Genomic DNA, 19,993 nt, shown 5'->3' with positions numbered 1-19,993 from the left:
CTTTTCCATGAACACCCGATTCCTCCGCACCATCGTCATCGCCGCCATCACCACGCTGGGCGGTGGCGCCGCGATGGCCCTCGAACCGGGGCAACCCGCCCCCGCGATCGACCTGGCCGGAACCCAGGCACCGGTCAGCCTCGCCTCGCTGAAGGGCAAGGTCGTCTACGTCGACTTTTGGGCCTCGTGGTGCGGTCCGTGCAAGCAGTCGTTCCCGTGGATGAACGAGATGCAGGCCAAGTACGGCTCGAAGGGCCTGCAGATCGTCGCGGTCAACGTGGACGCCAAACGCGAGGACGCTGACCGTTTCCTCACCGAGATCCCGGCGAACTTCACGGTGGCGTTCGACGCGAAGGGCGACAGCCCGAAGCGTTACCAGATCAAGGGCATGCCGAGCTCGGTGCTCGTGGGCCCGGACGGCCAGGTGATCCGCGTGCACGCCGGCTTCCGTCCGGACGAGCGCCGTGCGCAGGAAGACGCCATCGTCGCCGCCCTCGCCAGCATCAAGTGACCTTTCGGAGCAGACCCTTGAAACACCTCCTGCCCCTGGCCCTCGTGGCCGCCGGATTGTCCGGCTGTGGTGTGCTGACACCTCCCCAGGCCTGGGAAAAAGGCAACCTCGCCAAGCCTGAGATGACGATGGGTGGCGACCCGCTGGAACAGCGCTACCAGCAGCACATCTACACGAGCAAGGAAGCCGCAAGCGGCGGTTACGGCGTGGGCGGAGGTGGCTGTGGCTGCAACTGACAAGACCCAACGCCCGTTCGGCAAGGTGGTGATGGCGGCCCTCGCGCTGCACGGCTCGCTCGCGGCCCCGGCCGCGCAGGCCGAGACCGCGCCGGAACACGGCGTGATCGCGCTGCGCTACCTGCGTTACCAGGACCAGCAGAAGGTCGAGGTGAAGTACCCGAACTACGACGGCACCGAACCGACGAAGTTCAAGCGCATCACGGCGAAGTCGCCATCGGTCTTCGTGCAGGCACCGATCGGCACCGACTGGACGGTGGAGGCCTCGGCCGTGCTCGACGAAGTGTCGGGCGCCACGCCGAAGTACTACACCGACGTGTCCGGCGCCACGTCGGCACCCGGCATGAGCGACAACCGCAAGGCAGGTGACGTGCGGATTTCGCGGCACTTCTCCCGCGGTGGTGTCAGCGTGGGCGTGAGCCATTCGTCCGAACACGACTACCGCTCCACCGCGGCGTCGATCGAGGGCCGTATCGCCACGCCCGACAACAACACCACGTTCACGCTTGGTGTGGGCCACTCGGAAGACGTCATCAACCCGGTCAACAAGGTGGTGGTCAACGAGGCCAAGCGCTCCAACGAGGTGATCGCCGGGGTGACCCACGCGCTCACCGCGAACGACCTCGTGCAGGCCAACATCACGTACACCGACGGCGAGGGTTATTTCACCGACCCGTACAAGCGCAACGACAAGCGCCCGGAACGCCGCAAGCAGGGCGCCGCGCTCGCCCGCTGGAACCACCACTTCGCCGGGTGGGACGCCACGCTGCGCACGAGCTACCGCTACTACCGCGATTCGTTCGACATCAGCGCGCACACGTTCGAAGGTGCGTGGGTGCAGCCGGTGACCCGGTGGCTCGCCCTCACCCCTTCGCTGCGCTACCACACGCAGAGTTCTGCGTCGTTCTACTACGACCCGGTGATGGACGCGGCGATCTACCCGCGCCCCATCGTGCCGCAGACGTACATGACGGTCGACCAGCGCATGTCGGCCTTCGGGGCCATCACCGCGGGCCTGAAGGCCGAGGTGCGGTACGCGGACTGGACCACCGACATCAAGTACGAACGCTACGAGCAGCGCGGCGACTGGCGCAGCTTCGGCAAGGGTTCCCCCAACCTCGACACCTTCAGTGCGGACTCCGTCCAAGTGGGCGTGAGCCGCAAGTTCTGACCCGGAGCCTCCGATGACTCGTTTCTGTTCCCCGTTTGCACGGGGGCTCGCCGCAGCATGCCTGTCGTGGTTCGCCTTCGCGGGCCACGCCACCGCCGCCGACGACTTCCTCGACCCTGAAAAAGCCTTCGCGGTCACCGCCTCGCGGCAAGACGACCAAACCGTCTCGCTGCGTTTCGACATCGCGCCGGGCTACATGATGTACCGCGAGCGCTTCGCGTTCGAGGCCGCGGTGGGCACCGGTGTGCTCAAGGCCGACCTGCCCGCCGGCAAGATCAAGTTCGACGAAACCTTCCAGAAGGACGTCGAGACCTACCGCGACACCGTCACGGTGCCCGTGGGCGTCACCCAGGCCGCCGCCCCGTTCGTGCTGAACGTGACGAGCCAGGGCTGTGCCGACCAGGGGCTCTGCTACCCGCCCGAGGTGCGCTCGTTCCAGGTGGACGTGGCCAACGGCGCCGTGGCCGGCGTGCGCCGCCTGGCCGAGCCCGTCGACGTGGCCGCCCCCGCCAAGGCAGCGGCCCCCGCCGCAGCCGCCGCGCCCGCATCGGGCGAGTCGAGCCGCATCCAGAACGCCTTGCAATCCGGCAGCCTGCTGGTGATCGCCGGCGTGTTCGCGGCGGCCGGCCTGCTGCTGTCGTTCACGCCGTGCGTGCTGCCGATGGTGCCCATCCTCTCGTCGATCATCGTGGGCCAGGCCGGTCCGGTCTCGCGCGCCCGAGGCCTGGGCCTCGCGGCCAGCTACTGCCTCGGCATGGCGCTTGTGTACACCGCGTTCGGCGTGGTGGCGGGCTTGCTGGGCGAAGGCCTCGCGGCCGCGTTGCAGAACCCGTGGGTGCTCGGTGCGTTCGCGCTGCTGCTCGCCGGGCTGTCGCTGTCGATGTTCGGGTTCTACGAGCTGCAGATGCCGGGTGCCGTGCAGAGCAAGGTCAGCGCGGCCTCCGGGCGCCTGAAGGGCGGCACGTTCGCCGGGGTGTTCGTGATGGGCGGGATGTCGGCACTGATCGTGGGGCCGTGTGTCGCGGCACCGCTCGCCGGCGCCCTCGTGTACATCAGCCGCACGCACGACGTGTTGATCGGCGGTGTGGCGCTCTTTTCGCTCGCGTGTGGCATGAGCGCCCCGCTGCTGCTGGTGGGCCTGTCTGCCGGCTCGCTGCTGCCGCGCGCAGGTGCCTGGATGGAAAAGGTCAAGCACGCGTTCGGCGTGCTGCTGCTGGCAGTGGCGTTGTGGCTCGTGTCGCCGGTGCTGCCGACGTGGGGCCTGATGGCCCTGGCCGGTGCCCTGCTGCTGATGAGCGCCGTGTACCTGGGTGCGTTCGAACGCCTGCCGGAAGCCGGCGGTGGCTGGCGCAGCTTCTTCAAGGGTGTGGGCGTGCTGCTCGCGCTCGTGGGTGCGGCGCAGTTCGTGGGCGCCCTCTCGGGCGGACGCGACACGCTGCAACCGCTGGCCCACCTGGCCGCGCGCGGCGGGTCCGCCACGTCGGCGGAGTCCGGCAAGCCGGCGTTCACCACGGTGCGGTCGGTGGCCGAGCTGGACGCCGCCATCGCCGCGGCCGGGAAACCCGTGATGCTCGATTTCTACGCGGACTGGTGCGTGTCGTGCAAGGAGTACGAGAAGTTCACGTTCTCCGATGGCGACGTGCGCAAGAAGCTCCAGGACTTCGTGCTGCTCAAGGCCGACGTCACCGCGAACACCGCGCACGACAAGGCCCTGCTGAAACGCTTCGACCTGTTCGGCCCGCCCGGCATCGTGTTCTTCGACGGCCAAGGCCGCGAGAACGCGGCCGCCCGCGTGATCGGCTACCAACCGAGCCGCCAGTTCCTCGACAGCCTGAACGCGGCTGCACTCTGACTCTATGCCTACCTTGGACCCCACCATGAACCATCCGTCTGCCCACTCGACGTCCGGCTCCGATCGGCGCCGCCTGCGCGCCGTCTGCGCCGCCCTCGGCACCTCCGTCCTGCTGGCCGCCTGCGGCGGCGGCGACGATTCCGTGGCCGCCACGGCATCGCCCAACGCCAGCTCGCCCGCACCGGTGCCGGTGCCGTCGCCCGTGCCGTCGCCCGCCCCCTCGCCGACGCCGGCGCCGGCCCCCACGCCGTCTCCTGCACCGTCCCCTGCGCCGACCCCCGGGCCCGCACCTGCGCCGGCCCCGGTCCCTGCGCCAGCACCTACCCCGTCGCCGGCTCCCACGCCCTCCCCTGCTCCGGCACCGACGCCTGCGCCCGTGCCCACCCCGTCGCCTGCACCGGCACCGGCACCCACCCCTTCGCCGGCTCCGGCTCCGGCTCCCACACCTTCGCCTTCGCCTGCCCCCGCACCGGCGGCCGGCGCCTGCGCTGGCACCTACCTGTTCTGCGAGGACTTCGAAAGCGCCGCCCAGGGCACGGCCTCGAGCACCCGCTGGACGATCGAGAACCGGCAGGCCACCGTGACGGTGGACGCAACGCATGCCCGCGGCAAGAACGCGCTGCACCTGTCCGTCGAAGCGGGCGGCGTCGGGTTCCTCATCCCCAACACGTTTGCGCCCGTCGGCAACAGTTTCTTCGGCCGCATGTGGGTGTGGGTCGATGCGTTCCCCACCAAGCCCGACTACGCCCACTTCACGCTCGTCGAGGCCACGGGCACTGGCAACGGCACGGCGGTGCGCCCGATCGGCGGACAGTACATCCCCGGCAAGGCCAACGGCACCCCGCTCTGGGGCGTGGGCGCGGACGGCGGCCCCACCGGCGACTGGACTTCGTGGCAGGAGACCACCCCCACGGCCGGCGGCCGTTGGACCTGCATGGAATGGCAGATGAAGGCCGCCGACAACAGCGTCGACGTGTGGATCGACGGGGTCGCGAAGCCCGAGTTGAGCGTGTCGACCAAGGTGCACGGCGGCAACGCGGTCGACTTCGTCTTCCCTGCGTTCAACCGCATCAAGATGGGCTGGCAGCTGTACCAGGGCGGCGGACCCAAGGCCGAGCTGTGGCTCGACGACCTCGCGCTCGGTGCCACACGCATCGGCTGCGGTGAGGGCGTGACCCAGCAGCCAGTCACCGGCCTGAAGTGGCGGGGGGTGAGCCTGGCCGGTGCCGAGTTCGCGCCCCAGACGCTGCCCGGTGTGCACAACACCAACTACGTGTACCCGTCCGCGGGCAGCGTGGCGTACTTCAAGGGCAAGGGCATGAACACCGTGCGCCTGCCGTTCCTCTGGGAGCGGCTGCAACCGGCGCTGAACCAGCCCTTCGATGCCGCCGAGCTCGGCCGCCTGCGCGATTTCGTTCAGCAGGTGACCGCCACCGGCGTGACCGTGGTGATCGACCCGCACAACTACGCCCGCTACCGGGACCAGCTGATTGGTTCCGCCGCCGTGCCGAACTCGGCGTTCGCGGACTTCTGGACGCGCCTGGCCACCCAGTTCAAGGGCAACCCGCTCGTGGTGTTCGGTCTCATGAACGAACCGCACGACATGCCCACCGAACAGTGGCTCTCCGCGGCCAACGCCGGCATCGCCGCGATCCGCAACAGCGGCGCCACCAACGTGGTCACCGTGCCCGGCAACGCGTGGACCGGCGCGCACAGCTGGCTCGAAAACGGGTACGGCACGGCGAACGGCACCGTGATGAAGAACATCGTCGACCCGGGCAAGAACATGGTGTTCGAGGTGCACCAGTACGCGGATAGCAACTCCTCCGGCACGAGCGCCGATTGCGTCGCGCCGGCCGCGGCGGCACAACGCCTGGTGGCCTTCACCGGCTGGCTGCGCACGAACGGCTACCGCGCGCTGCTCGGCGAATTCGGCGCTGCGTCCAACACCAACTGCAACCAGGCCATCGACCAGATGCTGGCCCACGTCGAGGCGAACTCTGATGTGTGGGCCGGCTGGACCTGGTGGGCCGCCGGCCCGTGGTGGGGCTCCTACATGTACTCGATCGAACCCGCCAATGGCGCCGACAAGCCGCAGATGAGCGTGCTGTCCACGCACCTCAAGTAAACACGTCAACCCAGGGAGTTCCATGAAAAACAAGACCTCACCCCGCGCCCCGCTGGCCGTCAGCCTGCTGTTCTCGCTCGTGCTGTCCGCCTGCGGCGGTGGTGACGACAACGTCGCCAACGCCAGCTCGCCAGCCCCGTCGCCCAGCGCGAACACGCCGGCGCCGACGCCCACGCCGGCTCCGGCACCCTCGACCGGAGGCACCCCGTCGCCCGCGCCGGCACCGTCGACCGGCAGCCCGGCGCCCTCTCCGACACCGACCCCGGCCCCCGCCCCGTCGACGGGTTCGCCTTCGCCTTCGCCTTCGCCTTCGCCTTCGCCTTCGCCTTCGCCTGCGCCTGCGCCTGCGCCAGCTCCGACACCGGCCCCAACGCCGACACCGTCACCTGCTCCCACGCCGGCTCCTGCTCCCACGCCGGCTCCAGCTCCGACGCCTGCACCCACCCCGTCCCCGACGCCCTCGCCGTCCCCGAGCCCCTCACCCAGCGTCCCGCTGATCTCGACGGGCAACCCGTACGCCGACGCCACGATGTACCTGGATCCGGACTACGCGGCGAAGATCAAGGTGTCGCAGGCGCGTGTGACCGCCGGTTCGACCGACGCCGCACTGCTGCAGGCGGCCGGTAAGTTCCCGACGGCCGTGTGGCTCGACCGCATCGCCGCGATCGACGGCGCGCGCGCGACCGGCGGCGCGATGGGCCTCGTGGACCACCTCGATGCCGCCCTGGTGCAGCAACGCGCGATCAGCGGCACGGGCGCGCTCAAGCCGCTCGCCATCACGCTCGTGGTGTACGACCTGCCTGACCGCGATTGCGCGGCGTTCGCGTCGAACGGGGAACTGAGTTCGGCCCAGAACGGCATGTCGCTCTACAAGACGCAGTACATCGACCGCATCGCCGAGATCGTCGCGCGGCCGGCGTACGCAGGCCTGCGCGTCGTGGCAGTGATCGAGCCCGACTCGTACCCGAACATGCTGACGAACGTGGGCAACGGCAAGCCCGCCTGCGATGCCGTCGATGCGAAGAAGGTCTACGTGGAAGGCATCCAGTACACGCTGAACAAGCTGTCCGGTGTCAAGAACGTCGCGATGTACCTCGACATCGCCCACTCGGGCTGGCTCGGCTGGAACGACAACCGGGCCAAGGCCATCGCCGGGTTCAAGACGCTGATCCAGGGCGCGACCACCAGCGGCCGCCTCGACATCGTGCGCGGGTTCGCCAGCAACACCGCGAACTACACGCCGCTCGACGAACCTTTCTTCAACAGCTTCGACGACACCATCGTCGACTCCGGGCGCACCACGCAGTTCTACCAGTGGAACCGCGTCGTCGATGAACTCAGCTACGTCGACACGCTGCGCAAGGAGTTCGTTGCCGCCGGCTTCCCGCAGAGCCTGTCGTTCATCGTCGACACCTCGCGCAACGGCTGGGGCGGCGCGAAGCGCCCCACGGCCGCCGCGGCCGACGTGGACGACATGCGCATCGACCGCCGCGCACACCGTGGCAACTGGTGCAACGTGAAGGACACCGGCATCGGCGAGCGTCCGCGCGCCAACCCGGACAACTCGCGCCCGCACCTCGACGCGTTCGTGTTCGTGAAACCGCCGGGCGACTCCGACGGCACGAGCGACACGTCGGCCAACACGCCGAACGCCGAAGGCAAGCGTTACGACGAGATGTGCGGCACCAAGACCGGCGACGCCCTCACCGGCGCACCGCACGCCGGGCAGTGGTTCCATGACCAGTTCATGATGCTGCTGCGCAATGCCTACCCCGCGCTGAAGTGATCGGGGTGGCCGGGGGCGGCCCGCAGTACAGTGACCGGTGATGGTCACCTTCACCGCCCCCGTTCCCGACCCGCGCCGTGCCCGCACGGCGTGGGTGGCGGGCAGCACGGGCCTCATCGGCTCGCAGCTGCTGCCCATGCTGCTCGCGCAATCGTCCTACCGGATGGTCCATGCGCTCGTGCGCCGGTTGCCCTCGCACCCGGTGCACCATGACAAGCTGCGCCACCACCCGGTGGCGTTCAACGCGCTGCCGGTGCTGCCATCGGTGGACGACGTGTACATCGCGCTCGGCACCACCATCAAGACGGCTGGCTCCCGAACCGCGTTCCGCCAGGTGGATTTCGATGCGGTGCTGGCCACGGCCCGCGCGGCACGCGAGGCCGGCGCCATGCGGCTGGCCGTGGTGTCGGCGCTGGGCGCCAATGCCCGCTCGAAGGTGTTCTACAACCGCGTGAAGGGCGAGATGGAAGACGCCGTCACGTCGCTCGGTTTTTCCACCGTGGTGATCGCCCGCCCGTCGCTGCTGATCGGCGACCGTGCGGCCCTCGGGCAAACGGTGCGCCCGGTGGAACAGTGGGGCGAACGCCTGCTGCGCCCGGTGATGCGTTTCGTGCCGCGCCGCGTGCGGCCCATCGAGGCCGAAGCCGTGGCCGCCGCGATGCTCCACGCGATGCTCAGCGGCGCTCCGGGCGTGCGCCGCCTCGAGTCCGCCGCGATGCAACCCCCGCCCAGTCCACCCCGGATGTGAGCAAGTGTTTCAATAACCCCAATGGCGGCAAAGCCGCTTGCCAATTGACGCGGGTGGACACATCCTCCGCCTTCCCCCGCGTTAACGTGGTCAAAATTGTGGAGTACCTCACATGAAGACACCATGGCATACCGCTTGGCAAGGATCAGACGTCGTGGTGTTCCGCGACGACACTGAAGTCGACCGCTTCACGGCCGACCAGGTCGAGCGCGTGATCTTCGTCCATCGTGGCACTGGCGAAACCCCTGGCGACCTGTCGTTCGCGGTGGTCGAACTGGCGGACGAACACCTCATCTTCCCGGCCGATACGGGTTTCGCGGGCCGCGTGCACTTCGAGCGCACGGCCTTCTGGGAAAACAAGCAATGCGTGTTCTGGGTGGCCGAATCGCAGGCCCCGCTGCCGTCGCGCCTGCGCCGTGGCCTGTGGCTGCTACGCCCGGGCACGCCGGCCTACCGCCGGCTGCCGCGCGCTGAACTCGCCGCGGTGCTCGAACGCTGGCCCATGACCGGCCCTCAGACGTGGGAACAGCGCAAGTGGCTGCGCATCGAGCGCAGCCGGCCGTTCGGCAGCACCACGCAACCGGCGGCGCTCGACGGGGCCGCGCACCGCAAGCGCGCCTGAGAGGCTGAAGGACCCCCAGCCTCCGAGCCCGCGGACGCATCCACGAAAAAAGCCCGGCGGTTGCCGGGCCTTTTCAACGCGGGGCGACGCTCAGCTCTTGGTGGCCGACGCTGCAGCGGCAGGTGCCGCGGCCTTCTTCGCCGGCGCAGCCTTCTTGACGTGCGTGGCCTTCTTGGCCGGTGCAGCCTTGGCTGCAGGGACGGACGCTGCGTCAGCAGCCGGAGCGGCAGCCGGCGCCGCGGCGAACGCACCCAGCGAGAACGAAGCAGCGATCAGGGCGGCAAACAACTTGTTCATGTCAGGTCTTTCATCGGTTGAAGAGCATGTCGCTCCCATGCACAACGAGGACCTTGCAGCCCCCGTTGACACCATCGATGAAAGATTACCGGCGCGCCGTGGTCACTCGAAACGGCCTTCGCGCAACCACTTGGTGGCCACCCATTTCTCTCCGTCCACCACCGGCGCGCCGCCGTGCAGCGTGCGGGTCATCGGGTGCGGCCGGTCGTAGCTGAAGAACACCGCATTGCCCTTGACCGGCGCCACCTCGAGGTGCACGTCGGGGAACGTGGTGGCACCGCCGAGCGTGGGCGTGTTGAGGTAGGTCACGAGCGTGCCCACGCGCTGCCCGCCGCGCTTGAGGATGTTGGGCGTGCCCGTGTGCGCCGGGTCGAAGTAGTCGTAGTGCGGCTTGTACTCGGCACCCGGCCGGTAGCGCAGGATCTGCAGGCCTTCGCCGTTTTCGACGGGCCAGTTCAGCAACGCGGCGATGCGCGCTTCGAACCGCGCGCACACGGGGTTCTCGCCACGGCTGAAGAACATGCCGTCACTGGTGCGGGCGACGTTGACCTCGCTCGACCCGGTGCTGGTGACCACCGTCTCGGAGCGCGCGAGCCGCTGCTTCGACAAGGCGACCAGCTCATCGCATTCGGCGTCGGACAGCATGTTGCCGAACACCACCACGCGGGGGCTGCGCAGCGTCATGACGATGCTGATTTCGTGGCCGTCGACCACGATGGTGGATGGTGAATCGAAGAGGTCGGGTTCGGGCACGCGCACCGGCACCGGCAGGCCGTTGGCCTCGGCGTGTTCCTTCAGGAACCCGGACAGGGTGTGCTCGAGCGCGACCAGCGCGACGTCTTCGTTCCAGCCGCTTTCGATCATGGACTTGAGCACGGCATCGGGGTCGCGGCCTGCCTTGGCCTGGTCGACGATCCACTGCCGAAGTTCAGGGGTGACTTGCTGTTCGGTCATGCTGTCATTGTGCCGTGGTGCGCGCCGGGATCAAGCCACGCCAGCGACACGGCGGCGGAACACGAGGCGATCGGGTTCCGAGCCGGCGCGGTCGAATGCATAACCGTCGGACGCGAAGGATTGCAGGTCGCTCGGCGAGACGAGGCGATGCGTGATGGCATGGCGTGCCATCAGGCCCCGCGCGCGTTTCGCGAAGAAGCTGATGACCTTGTATTTTCCACCTTTCCAATCCTCGAACACACAGTCGATGACCCGGGGTTTGAGCACCTTGCGGTGTGCGGCCTTGAAGTACTCGTTCGACGCCAGGTTCACGATGACTGGCGCCGGGTCGGCCGCCACGCGGCGGTTGAGGTAGAGGGCGAGCGTGTCGCCCCAGAACGCGTACAGGTTGCGGCCGTGCGGGTTCTCGAGCGCGGTGCCCATCTCGAGGCGGTACGGCTGCATGCGGTCGAGCGGCCGCAGCACGCCGTACAGGCCGCTCAGGATGCTGACGTGGTCGTTCGCCCACGCGAGGTCGTCCGCGCCGAGCGTGGCGGCCTGCAGGCCGTCGTACACGTCGCCGTTGAAGGCCAGCACGGCCGGCTTGCTGTTGCGTGCAGTGAAACGGCGTGACCAGGCACCGTACCGGGCGACGTTGAGCGCGGCGAGGTTGTCGGAGAGGTCCATCAGCGTGGCGATCTCCTGCGGGCTCTTCGGCCGGAGCAACCCGATCAGTTCGGCCGACTGCGGCAGGAACTGCGGCGACGCGGTGCTCTCGACGTGGGCGGGGGTCTCGAAATCCAGGGACTTGGCGGGCGAAAGAAGAAAGTGCATCCGCCGATTTTCGTTCAGGCGGAGCGGCCGCCGCCGCCGAGCCCCGAAACGTTAATTCGTACCACCTCGCCGGGCACCGCCTTTGCCAGAATCCGGATGGGCGCGTCTGCGTTGCCCGTGCCCTTTTTCGCCCGGATCCATGCGTCACAATCCCCTCATCAACTGGCTCGCTCAACTCCTGCTCGGCCTCGGCCTGGCAGCCATCAGCCTCCAGGTGAGCCTGATCTTCGGCCGCGGGTGGTGGGAGGTGGCCGCCGGCGCTGCCGTGGTGGGGGTGGCCGGGCTGGCCATCGCCGCACGGGCCGAATGGATCGAGCGGCGCCGCCGCCTCGTGGAGAAGTCACGCACCGCACTCTCGTTGCCCACCCAGTGGTCGGTCAAGCTCGACAAGCGCCTGCCGGGCGGCTGGGTGGCTCCGCTCGCGGTGATCCGCGACGATGGCATGCGCTTCGTGGTGGACATCCATGCGTTCAAGACCGCCACATGGTCGTCCACGCCGGGCAAGGGCAGCACGGGGCCACGGCTCGTGAACGCCAAGGACAAGCCGCTGTGGCCCGACCCGGTGGCCGCGCTCGCCAAGGGCGCCCTGGCCGCCGGTGCCGCACCGGTGCTGTGGCTGCCGAAGGCCGCCGAATCGGGCACGTTCCGCCACCCCGACACCAACCTCGTGGTGGTCACCGGGTCACCGCGCGACCTCAAGCTGGCGCTGCAGAGCGCCCGCCGCGTGACGGCCAACGCCACCTCGCCGCGCGACACCGAGCCGCAAGCGGCCTGACCGTTCGCGGCGAACTCGATCTTCTCGCCCGGGGCGGTTACCGGAAATCCCGGCTGCGCGTGGCCAGCCCCTGCAGCAGCGGGGTGTGGTCGATCACCTTCGTGGCCACGAGGTGCATCACCGCCCGGTCGCCCTCCCCCTGGCGCTGCCACTGCCCGAACACGGTCAGCAGCGCCGCCCCCAGCAGCGGCTTGCGCTGGGCCTCCACCACCTTCGGCCACACGATCACGTTGATGCCCCCGGTGTCGTCCTCCAGCGTGACGAACATGGTGCCCTTCGCGGTGGGCGGGCGCTGGCGGTGCGTGACGAGGCCACTCGCCCGCGCCAGGCGGCCGTTCGGCAGCTCGCGCAACGCGCTGGCCGGCAGCACCTTGAAGGCATCGAGTTGCGCGCGCAGCAGGGCCAGCGGATGGGCGCCAAGCGTGAGGCCGAGCGCGCGGTAGTCGGCCAGGGTGTCCTCGATGGCCGCGGGCGCGGCGAGTTGCGCGGGCGCCTCCACCACACGGGTGGCCCGCAGCAGTTCGGTGGGGCGGGTGTCGATGCCGGCCACCGCCCAGGCCGCCTGGTGGCGGTGCCCGCCCGCCGGGCCCGTGGTCACGCCGGGCACGTGCCGCAACGCGTCGGCCTGGGCCAGCCACTCGAGTTCCTGGCCGCTCAGCGCGGCGCGGCGTGCCAGGTCCTCGGGGCTGGCGAACGCGGCCTCCGCGCGCGCGGCCGCCAGCCGGCACGCGGCCGCTTCGGTGAACCCCTTGACCTGCCGCAGCCCGAGCCGCACGGCACGCCACGGCTCGGCATCCCCCTCGAGGTGGCTGTCCCAGCCGCTCGCGTTCACGTCCACCGGCTGCACCGTGACGCCATGCGCCCGCGCATCGCGCACCAGCTGGGCCGGCGCATAGAACCCCATCGGCTGGCTGTTGAGCAAGCCGGTGAGGAAGGCATCCGGGTGGTGGCACTTGAGCCAGCTGCTCACGTACGCGAGCAGCGCGAACCCGGCCGCGTGGCTTTCGGGGAAGCCGTATTCGCCGAAGCCCTCGATCTGCTTGAAGATGCGTTCGGCGTAGTCCTGCTCGTAACCCTTCTCCACCATGCGGCCCACGAGCTTGCGCTCGAACGGCCCGAGGCCGCCCTTGCGCTTCCAGGCGGCCATGGCACGGCGCAGCGCATCGGCTTCGCCGCCGGTGAAGTCGGCCGCCAGCATGGCGATCTGCATCACCTGCTCCTGGAAGATGGGCACCCCGAGCGTGCGCTGGAGCGCGGGCTTGATCTCGTCGCGGGGGTACTCGATCTGGTCGGGCGGCAGGCCGCGGTTGCGCAGGTACGGGTGCACCATGCCCCCCTGGATGGGCCCGGGCCGCACGATGGCCACCTCCACCACCAGGTCGTAGTAGGTGCGCGGCTGCAGCCGCGGCAGCATGCTCATCTGCGCGCGGCTTTCGATCTGGAACACCCCCACCGTGTCGGCGCGGCAGATCATGTCGTACGTGGGGGTGTCGCCGTCGGGCACGTCCTGCATCGTGAACGGGCGGCCGAGCTTGTGGCCCACGTACTCGAGCGACCGGCGCAGCGCGCTCAGCATGCCCAGCGCGAGGATGTCCACCTTGATGAGCCCCAGCGCGTCGAGGTCGTCCTTGTCCCACTGCACGATGCTGCGGCCGTCCATCGCGGCGTTTTCCACTGGCACCAGCTGCTCGATGCGGTCCTTCGCGATCACGAACCCGCCCGGGTGCTGGCTCAGGTGGCGCGGGAACCCGATGAGTTGCGCGGTGAGTTCGACCCATCGGCGCGTGACGGGGGCGTCCGGGTCGAAGCCGTTCTCGCGCAGCCGGTCGGCGTTGACGGTGTCGCCGTCGAACCACTGCTGGCTCTTGGCCAGCAGGTCGATGGCGGCCTGGTCGATGCCGAGGGCCCGGCCCACGTCGCGCAGCGCCGACCGCGGCCGGTAGCTGATCACCACCGCCGTGAGCGCCGCGCGGTGGCGGCCGTACTTGCGGTAGAGGTACTGGATGACCTCCTCGCGCCGCTGGTGTTCGAAGTCGATGTCGATGTCGGGCGGCTCGTTGCGCTCGGCGCTGATGAACCGCTCGAACAGCATCGTGGCGCGGCGCGGGTCCACCTCGGTGACGTGCAGGCAGTAGCACACGAGCGAGTTGGCCGCACTGCCCCGCCCCTGGCACAGGATGCCCTGCGCGCGAGCCCAGGCCACGATGTCGGCCACCGTGAGGAAATAGGCCTCGTAGCCGAGCTGCGCGATGAGCGCGAGTTCCTTGTCGATCTGGGCGGCGAGTTCGGGTTCCAGCCCGCCAGGGAACCGCCGCGGGACACCCGCCCACGTGAGCGCGCGCAGGTGGCTGGTGGGCGTTTCGCCGGGCGGCACCAGTTCCTGCGGGTACTCGTACTTCAGTTCCCCCAGCGAGAACGTGCAGCGCGCCGCCAGCGCCACCGTCTGCGCGAGCCAGGCGGGGTCGTACAACGCCGCCAGCCGGGCCCGCGAGCGCAGGTGCTGTTCGGCATTGGGTTCGAGCTGCCAGCCGCAGTCGGCCACGGGGCGGTTGAGGCGGGTGGCGGCCAGCGTGTCCTGGAGGGCCTTGCGCGAGCGCACGTGCATCAGCACGTCGCCCGACGCCACCACCGGCAGCCCGGTGAGTTCGGCCACCCGCAGCACGTGGGTGACGAGGTCGTCGTCGCCCGGGCGGTGCAGCAGCTCGAGCGCGAGCGCCGCCCGGTCCTGGAACCAGGTCTTGAGCCACATGGCCTGGGCGAACACCTCCTCGAACGGTTGCCCGGCCTGCACCACCAGCAGCCCGAGGCAATCAGGCAGCCCCGCGAGCATGGGTGCGTGGGGCACCCGGCCCTCCAGGTCGGACGCGTGCGCCAGGTAGCTGCCCTTGACCGCCCGCCGGCGCGCCACGGTGATCCACTGCGACAGGTTGCCGTACCCCCGGCGCGACTGCGCCAGCAGCACGAGCCGCAGCGGCAGCCGCGGCCCGCCCGCCGACGGCTCGGCCACCGGCGTGAGCCGCATCTCTGCCCCGACGATCAGGTGCAGCGGCCGCTCGCGCGCGGCGACGTGGGCGCGCACCACGCCCGCAAGCGAACATTCATCGGTGATGGCCAGCGCCGAGTAGCCGAGGGCGATGGCCCGCTCGACCAGTTCCTCGGGGTGGGAAGCGCCCGTCAGGAAAGTGAAATTACTGCGGCAATGCAACTCCGCGTAGGCGGGCAGCGCAAGGCGCGGTGCCGCTGCGCCCTGGGGGATACTGTTCATCCATACAGTATCCCCTGCGGCCGCCGGGAGTCAAGGCCAGGTTGCCAGCTGGCGCTGTGCTGTGGACAGCGACGTGTCAGGCCCGCCGCCGGGCCGACTTCCGGTCCACCAGCCGCGACAGGTTGCTGAGCGACACCAGGTGCGCGTGCACCAGCGCCAGCAGGCCGCCGCGGTGCATGGACAGCACCACGTCGTCGGGCAGCGCGCGCAGCTTCTCCTCGTCCACCACGAGGAAACCGTCTACCGCGAACGGCTCGCCGTTGGTGAGCTTGCCGGCCGCGCGCATGTCCTTCAGCAGCCCGAGCGACTGCAGGTGGGCGCCGATGGGGCGGGTGATCTGCACCGCCGCTTCGTAGTCGTTCAGGAACTGCAGCACCTGCTGCAGGTATGGCGTGGGTTCGCCGTCGTCGCCGAAGAGGCGCTCGCCGTCGCCGTGCTCGGCGAGGCCGCCGAAGCCGGCATCCACCGCCACGGCCTGGGCCGACGCGTCGCCGCCGTCCTGGCGGGCGTCCACCAGCGCGAACGGGTAGCGGCGCAGGAAGGCGGGCTCGTAGGCGGCCGTCCAGGTGCCGTCGTCGACGAAGAGGTTCTCGCCGGCCTCCAGTCCCAGCAGGCACACGGGCGTGATCACCGGCTGGCCCCGTGCATCCTGTTCGCCGCTGCGGATGAACAGCAGCGGGAAGGCCTTGCAGGCCTCGGCGAATTCGGCGGCCGCGCAGAAAACGGCGTTCAGGCCCGCCGCGGCGCGGCGGTCGGTCCAGCCGCGCACGCGGGTGGTGCGGTGTTTCTGGCGGTCGAGCAGCACCAGCTGCGTGTACAGCGCGGCAGCGCTCATCGGTCGTGGTCTCCGGTTTCCAGGGCGGTGGCGAGCACCTTGTCGACGCGCTTGCCGTCGAGGTCCACCACCTCGAAGCGCCAGCCTTCCCACTCGACCGAGTCGGTGGTCTGCGGCAGGCGGCCCAGCAGCAGCATCACCATGCCGGCCAGCGTGTTGTAGCGCCCGCGGTCTTCGTCGGGCAGGTCCTTCAGGTCGAGGCGGTCCTTCAGCTCGGGCACGGGGATCAGGCCATCGAACAGCCACGAACCATCGTCGCGCTGCACCGCCCATGCGTCGCCGTCGGCCGGCGTGGAGAACTCGCCGGTGATGGCTTCCAGCACGTCGCGCACGGTGATCACGCCCTGCACCTCGCCGTATTCGTCGACGACGAACACGAGCTGCGCGCTCGTGGCGCGGAACTGGTCGAGCAACTCCATGCCCGACAGCGTCTCAGGCACGAACACCGGCGGCTGCAGGTGTTCCGTGAGGGACAGCGGCAGGCCCTGCAGCTGCTGCTGCAGCAGGCTCTGCGCGCTGATGATGCCCAGCACGTCGTTCAGGCCGCCGCGGCACACCGGGTAGCGCGAGTGCTCCTGGGCCGACATGGCCTCGCGGATCTGGTCGGCGCCGGCATTGGCATCGAGCCACACGATGTCCGTGCGCGGGATCATCATCGAGCCCACCTCACGGTCGTCGAGGCGGAACACGTTGCGCACCATCTGGTGCTCCTGTGCCTCGATGATCCCGGCGTCGAGGCCTTCCTCGAGGCTGGCGGCGATTTCCTCTTCGGTCACCGAACGCGACGGGCCGCCGCGGATGCCCAGCAGCCGCAGCGTGGCCTCAGTGCACCACGACAGCAGCTTGACGAACGGGCGCGCGACGAGCGACAGCAGCTCCATGGGCGGCGCCACGAGGCGGGCCACCGATTCCGGGTACATCTGGCCCAGCCGCTTGGGCACCAGCTCGCCGAAGATGATGGTGACGAACGTGATGCACATGACCACCAGGCCGGTGGCCGTGATGCCGGCGGCATGCGCCGAAATGTCGAACCCGCGGGCAAGCCAGTGCGCGAACGGTGCGGCGAAGGCGGCCTCGCCCACGATGCCGTTGAGCACGCCGATCGACGTGATGCCGATCTGCACCGTGGACAGGAATTTCGTGGGGTTGTCGTGCAGGTCCATCGCCGCCTGGGCGCCCGACTCCCCGGTTTCGACCATCACCTGGAGCCGCGCCTTGCGGCTGGCAGTGAGTGCCATCTCTGACATGGCAAACAGGCCATTGAGCAGGATCAGGAAAACAAGTAGAGCGATGTCCATGCGGGGCGCGCCCCGGGAACGTCCGGACGCGCACGATACGAAGAAGGCGTCTAGGGTAGCAGACCCCGGTGACAATCCGTATCCACCCCCCACGGCACAATGCACCCATGAACTACCTGATCGGCGACCTGCAGGGCTGCTGCGACGCTTTCGAACGCCTGCTCGAACGTGTCGACTTCTCCCCGTCGCGCGACCGGCTCTACCTGCTCGGCGACCTGGCCAACCGCGGCCCGGCCACGCTCGCCACGCTGCGCCGCCTGGTGGGCCTGGGCGACACCGCCACCTGCCTGCTGGGCAACCACGACCTGCACCTGCTCGCGGTGGCCCACGGCACCCGCAAGCCGTCGAAGGGCGACACGCTCGACGACGTGCTCGACGCGGTGGACCGCCCCGCCATCGTCGACTGGCTGCGCCACCAGCGCCTGGCACTCTTCGAACACGGCTGGCTGATGGTGCATGCCGGCATCGTGCCCCAGTGGGACCTGGACACCACCCTCGCGCTGGCCGGCGAGATCGAGACCCGGCTGCAGGCGCCCGACCTGGCCGACTTCCTGGCGGTGATGTACGGCAACACCCCCGACCGCTGGGACCCCGCCCTGGCCGGCGACGCCCGGCTGCGCTTTGCCATCAACGTGCTCACCCGCCTGCGCTTCTGCGCTGCAGACGGCACCATCGACCTGCACAGCAAGGACGGCCAGGGCGAGGCGCCGCCGGGCCTGTACCGCTGGTTCGACGCCCCCGGGCGGCTCACGGCTGGCGTGCCGGTGGCGTTCGGGCACTGGTCCACCCTCGGGCTGATCGACCGCCCCGACCTGTTGTCGCTCGACACCGGCTGCGTGTGGGGCGGCCAGCTCACCGCCATGCGCGTGGGCCCGCGCGGCGAACGCGAGGGGCTGTTCCAGGTACCGTGCGACCAGGCCTCGCCGTTCCATTGACATGCAGCGCCCGCTGACGCTGCACGCCCGCGACGGGGCGCCCCTTCGCGGGTTCGTGTGGGCCCATGGCGAGCCGGCGCCCGACCGGCCGGTGGTCATCGTCAACGCCGCCACGTCGGTGCGCTGCCGCTACTACACCCGGTTCGCCGACCACCTGTTCGCGCACGGCGCCGACGTGATCCTGTACGACTACCGTGGCATCGGCGAGTCCCGTCCGGCCTCGCTGCGCGGGTTCGACGCGTCGTGGGCCGACTGGGGCGGCCTGGATTTCGAGGCGGTGCTGCAGCACGCCTCGGCGGCCTTCCCCGGGCGCCCCATCGACGTGGTGGGCCACAGCTTCGGGGGCTGCGCCGCGGGGCTCGCGCCCTCGGCGCCCGTGATCCGGCGCCTGGTCACCGTGGGCGCGCAGTACGCCTACTGGCGCGACTACGCGCCGCGCGAACGCTGGCGCATGGTGGCGAAGTGGCACGTGGCCATGCCCGCGCTGGCCGCCGTGCTGGGGTACGTGCCGGCCAAGCGGCTCGGCTGGATGGAAGACACCCCGCGCGGCGTGGCCCGCGACTGGGCCGCGTGCACCCCGCGCCTCGAACACCGGCCCAGCGGCCGGCGAACCTGGCAGTCCGGCCCGCCGCCGTCGTTCGCCGCGATGAAGGCCCACGTGCTGGCCATCAGCCTCACCGACGACCCGTTCGGCACCATCCCCGCCACCGAGCGCCTGCTCGGCTACTTCGGCGGCAGCCAGCGCACGCACCTGCGCATCGCACCGGCCGACATCGGCGTGGACACCATCGGGCACTTCGGGTTCTTCCACAGCCGGTTCGAGGCCACGCTGTGGCCCACGGCCCTCGCCTGGTTGCAGACGGGGCGCCTGCCAGCCGGCACCCCGGGTGCCACCGTTGTGAGGGCCGCCGACTGAACTTCGGTTGGCCGATCCCACCGAAGTCAGAGCGGCGCCGACTTGATGAGCGCCAGCACCGCCTTGAACCGGTCGTGGGAGCACGACCGGAGCCACTCGAAGGCCACCATCTCCACGTTGACGATGCGCACGCCGGCATCGCGCAGGCGCTGCATGCCGAGGTCGTGGTCGGCCACGCGGCGCGAGCCGCAGGCGTCTGCCACCACCCACACCGTGTGGCCGGCGCCGGCCAGGCCCAGCGCCGTCTGCAGCAGGCACACGTGCGACTCGCAGCCGGCGATCACCACCTCGTGGGCGGGCCGGCCGGCCAGCAGGCCGTCCGCGCACGCGTCGAAGTGTGTCTTGGCCAGCACCTGGTCGCACCGCACCTGCAGCGCGGGCGCCGTGGGCCCGAGGCCCGCCGGGTTCTGCTCGGTGCCCACCACCCTCACCCCGAGTTCGCGGGCCACGTCCGCCAGGCGGATCGCGGCGTCCAGCACCTCGGCGGACCGGTGGATCGCCGGGAGCAGGCGGGCCTGGTAGTCGACGAGTACCAGGGTCGAACGGTCAACGCGGATCAGGGTCACGGCGCACCTCCTAGGGCGATTCTGGCAGCCGCCGTCACACCGCGCACCTTGGCCGCGCGGCGGGCCGGGGATGCGCTCCGCTGCGCGATTACACTATCGCCCACATCACAGGAAGGCTGGCCGAGCGGTTTAAGGCAGCAGTCTTGAAAACTGCCGAGGGCGTAAGCCCTCCGTGGGTTCGAATCCCACGCCTTCCACCATCGATGCGCCGATCGCCCCCCTAGCGTGGGTGTGTCTGGCGCCCTTGGCGCCAGCAGCGCGCCGGGATCCATGAGAATCGATGCA

General features: G+C 69.9%; 18 protein-coding genes and 1 tRNA gene. 12 read left to right on the top strand and 7 right to left on the bottom strand.

Annotated features, from left to right (window positions below; translation table 11 throughout):
• Positions 1 to 7 precede the first annotated feature (7 nt).
• The 8 genes from ASC87_RS04290 to ASC87_RS04255 all read left to right on the top strand — a co-directional run bounded on the left by ASC87_RS04290 (position 8) and on the right by ASC87_RS04255 (position 9,054).
• Complete coding sequence (locus ASC87_RS04290; protein ID WP_056657200.1) at positions 8 to 511, top strand: TlpA disulfide reductase family protein; 504 nt, start codon at positions 8 to 10, stop codon at positions 509 to 511.
• Between the two features lie 17 nt (positions 512 to 528).
• A complete protein-coding gene (locus tag ASC87_RS04285; protein WP_056657198.1) occupies positions 529 to 747 on the top strand; it encodes a DUF4266 domain-containing protein in 219 nt (72 codons plus the stop codon).
• Positions 734 to 1,918 carry a DUF3570 domain-containing protein gene (locus ASC87_RS04280; protein ID WP_157603841.1) on the top strand — a complete coding sequence of 395 codons (1,185 nt, stop codon included), beginning with the start codon at positions 734 to 736 and terminating at the stop codon, positions 1,916 to 1,918. Before ASC87_RS04285 ends, ASC87_RS04280 begins: the two co-directional genes overlap by 14 nt.
• A gap of 13 nt (positions 1,919 to 1,931) precedes the next feature.
• On the top strand, positions 1,932 to 3,770 hold the full coding sequence (dsbD, locus tag ASC87_RS04275; RefSeq protein ID WP_056657191.1) for a protein-disulfide reductase DsbD: 1,839 nt from the start codon (positions 1,932 to 1,934) through the stop codon (positions 3,768 to 3,770).
• A 25-nt stretch (positions 3,771 to 3,795) separates the two neighbouring features.
• Positions 3,796 to 5,898 (top strand): glycoside hydrolase family 5 protein, encoded by a 2,103-nt coding sequence (locus ASC87_RS33015; protein ID WP_235582045.1) that lies wholly within the window; start codon positions 3,796 to 3,798, stop codon positions 5,896 to 5,898.
• Positions 5,899 to 6,427: 529 nt separating this feature from the next.
• Positions 6,428 to 7,684: a glycoside hydrolase family 6 protein gene (locus ASC87_RS04265; RefSeq protein WP_082568384.1), complete on the top strand. Its 1,257-nt coding sequence runs from the start codon at positions 6,428 to 6,430 to the stop codon at positions 7,682 to 7,684.
• Between the two features lie 40 nt (positions 7,685 to 7,724).
• Positions 7,725 to 8,432 (top strand): NAD(P)H-binding protein, encoded by a 708-nt coding sequence (locus tag ASC87_RS04260; RefSeq protein ID WP_056657188.1) that lies wholly within the window; start codon positions 7,725 to 7,727, stop codon positions 8,430 to 8,432.
• 112 nt (positions 8,433 to 8,544) lie between these two features.
• The gene (locus ASC87_RS04255) at positions 8,545 to 9,054 is read left to right on the top strand and encodes a hypothetical protein (protein ID WP_157603840.1); all 510 of its coding nucleotides are present in this window, start codon (positions 8,545 to 8,547) and stop codon (positions 9,052 to 9,054) included.
• 90 nt (positions 9,055 to 9,144) lie between these two features.
• On the opposite strand, the gene ASC87_RS04250 is transcribed toward ASC87_RS04255, so the two are convergent.
• The 3 genes from ASC87_RS04250 to yaaA form a co-directional block, all read right to left on the bottom strand.
• Entirely contained in the window at positions 9,145 to 9,351 is a 207-nt protein-coding gene (locus tag ASC87_RS04250; RefSeq protein ID WP_056657180.1) for a hypothetical protein, read from the bottom strand.
• Between the two features lie 102 nt (positions 9,352 to 9,453).
• Positions 9,454 to 10,305: a 2OG-Fe(II) oxygenase gene (locus ASC87_RS04245; RefSeq protein ID WP_056657178.1), complete on the bottom strand. Its 852-nt coding sequence runs from the start codon at positions 10,303 to 10,305 to the stop codon at positions 9,454 to 9,456.
• A 30-nt stretch (positions 10,306 to 10,335) separates the two neighbouring features.
• The gene (gene yaaA, locus ASC87_RS04240; protein WP_056657175.1) at positions 10,336 to 11,118 is read right to left on the bottom strand and encodes a peroxide stress protein YaaA; all 783 of its coding nucleotides are present in this window, start codon (positions 11,116 to 11,118) and stop codon (positions 10,336 to 10,338) included.
• A 139-nt stretch (positions 11,119 to 11,257) separates the two neighbouring features.
• Here yaaA and ASC87_RS04235 point away from each other — a divergent pair, with 139 nt between their 5' ends.
• Positions 11,258 to 11,893, top strand: coding sequence for a hypothetical protein (locus tag ASC87_RS04235; protein ID WP_056657172.1), 636 nt, complete (start codon positions 11,258 to 11,260; stop codon positions 11,891 to 11,893).
• A 37-nt stretch (positions 11,894 to 11,930) separates the two neighbouring features.
• Here the strand turns inward: ASC87_RS04235 and ASC87_RS04230 are convergent, their stop codons facing one another.
• The 3 genes from ASC87_RS04230 to ASC87_RS04220 all read right to left on the bottom strand — a co-directional run bounded on the left by ASC87_RS04230 (position 11,931) and on the right by ASC87_RS04220 (position 17,291).
• Positions 11,931 to 15,158 carry an error-prone DNA polymerase gene (locus ASC87_RS04230; protein ID WP_056657170.1) on the bottom strand — a complete coding sequence of 1,076 codons (3,228 nt, stop codon included), beginning with the start codon at positions 15,156 to 15,158 and terminating at the stop codon, positions 11,931 to 11,933.
• A gap of 76 nt (positions 15,159 to 15,234) precedes the next feature.
• Positions 15,235 to 15,993: a SapC family protein gene (locus ASC87_RS04225; RefSeq protein ID WP_056657168.1), complete on the bottom strand. Its 759-nt coding sequence runs from the start codon at positions 15,991 to 15,993 to the stop codon at positions 15,235 to 15,237.
• Positions 15,990 to 17,291, bottom strand: coding sequence for a hemolysin family protein (locus tag ASC87_RS04220; protein ID WP_056657167.1), 1,302 nt, complete (start codon positions 17,289 to 17,291; stop codon positions 15,990 to 15,992). The genes ASC87_RS04225 and ASC87_RS04220 overlap by 4 nt, the downstream gene beginning before the upstream one ends.
• A 107-nt stretch (positions 17,292 to 17,398) precedes the next feature.
• On the opposite strand from ASC87_RS04220, the gene ASC87_RS04215 reads away from it, so the two are divergent.
• Both ASC87_RS04215 and ASC87_RS04210 read left to right on the top strand, forming a co-directional pair.
• Complete coding sequence (locus ASC87_RS04215; protein WP_056657165.1) at positions 17,399 to 18,226, top strand: symmetrical bis(5'-nucleosyl)-tetraphosphatase; 828 nt, start codon at positions 17,399 to 17,401, stop codon at positions 18,224 to 18,226.
• Position 18,227: 1 nt separating this feature from the next.
• A complete protein-coding gene (locus tag ASC87_RS04210; protein WP_056657162.1) occupies positions 18,228 to 19,142 on the top strand; it encodes an alpha/beta fold hydrolase in 915 nt (304 codons plus the stop codon).
• Positions 19,143 to 19,168: 26 nt separating this feature from the next.
• Here the strand turns inward: ASC87_RS04210 and ASC87_RS04205 are convergent, their stop codons facing one another.
• On the bottom strand, positions 19,169 to 19,708 hold the full coding sequence (locus ASC87_RS04205) for an isochorismatase family protein (protein ID WP_056657159.1): 540 nt from the start codon (positions 19,706 to 19,708) through the stop codon (positions 19,169 to 19,171).
• A gap of 110 nt (positions 19,709 to 19,818) precedes the next feature.
• Between ASC87_RS04205 and ASC87_RS04200 the strand changes: the two genes are divergently transcribed.
• Positions 19,819 to 19,908, top strand: a tRNA-Ser gene (locus ASC87_RS04200).
• Positions 19,909 to 19,993: the final 85 nt, after the last annotated feature.

The sequence above is a fragment of the Rhizobacter sp. Root1221 genome, assembly GCF_001425785.1.
GTDB lineage: Bacteria > Pseudomonadota > Gammaproteobacteria > Burkholderiales > Burkholderiaceae_C > Rhizobacter.
This window is presented reverse-complemented; position numbering and strand designations above follow the sequence as displayed.

Bases quoted from the DNA above. Each gene is read 5' to 3' on its own strand.
- ASC87_RS04210 (WP_056657162.1), top strand. From the start codon at position 18,228: ATGCAGCGCCCGCTGACGCTGCACGCCCGCGACGGGGCGCCCCTTCGC.
- ASC87_RS04225 (WP_056657168.1), bottom strand. From the start codon at position 15,993: ATGAGCGCTGCCGCGCTGTACACGCAGCTGGTGCTGCTCGACCGCCAG.
- ASC87_RS04235 (WP_056657172.1), top strand. From the start codon at position 11,258: ATGCGTCACAATCCCCTCATCAACTGGCTCGCTCAACTCCTGCTCGGC.
- dsbD (WP_056657191.1), top strand. From the start codon at position 1,932: ATGACTCGTTTCTGTTCCCCGTTTGCACGGGGGCTCGCCGCAGCATGC.
- ASC87_RS04260 (WP_056657188.1), top strand. From the start codon at position 7,725: ATGGTCACCTTCACCGCCCCCGTTCCCGACCCGCGCCGTGCCCGCACG.
- yaaA (WP_056657175.1), bottom strand. From the start codon at position 11,118: ATGCACTTTCTTCTTTCGCCCGCCAAGTCCCTGGATTTCGAGACCCCC.
- ASC87_RS04290 (WP_056657200.1), top strand. From the start codon at position 8: ATGAACACCCGATTCCTCCGCACCATCGTCATCGCCGCCATCACCACG.
- ASC87_RS04215 (WP_056657165.1), top strand. From the start codon at position 17,399: ATGAACTACCTGATCGGCGACCTGCAGGGCTGCTGCGACGCTTTCGAA.
- ASC87_RS04255 (WP_157603840.1), top strand. From the start codon at position 8,545: ATGAAGACACCATGGCATACCGCTTGGCAAGGATCAGACGTCGTGGTG.
- ASC87_RS04265 (WP_082568384.1), top strand. From the start codon at position 6,428: ATGTACCTGGATCCGGACTACGCGGCGAAGATCAAGGTGTCGCAGGCG.
- ASC87_RS04220 (WP_056657167.1), bottom strand. From the start codon at position 17,291: ATGGACATCGCTCTACTTGTTTTCCTGATCCTGCTCAATGGCCTGTTT.
- ASC87_RS04230 (WP_056657170.1), bottom strand. From the start codon at position 15,158: ATGAACAGTATCCCCCAGGGCGCAGCGGCACCGCGCCTTGCGCTGCCC.
- ASC87_RS33015 (WP_235582045.1), top strand. From the start codon at position 3,796: ATGAACCATCCGTCTGCCCACTCGACGTCCGGCTCCGATCGGCGCCGC.
- ASC87_RS04250 (WP_056657180.1), bottom strand. From the start codon at position 9,351: ATGAACAAGTTGTTTGCCGCCCTGATCGCTGCTTCGTTCTCGCTGGGT.
- ASC87_RS04245 (WP_056657178.1), bottom strand. From the start codon at position 10,305: ATGACCGAACAGCAAGTCACCCCTGAACTTCGGCAGTGGATCGTCGAC.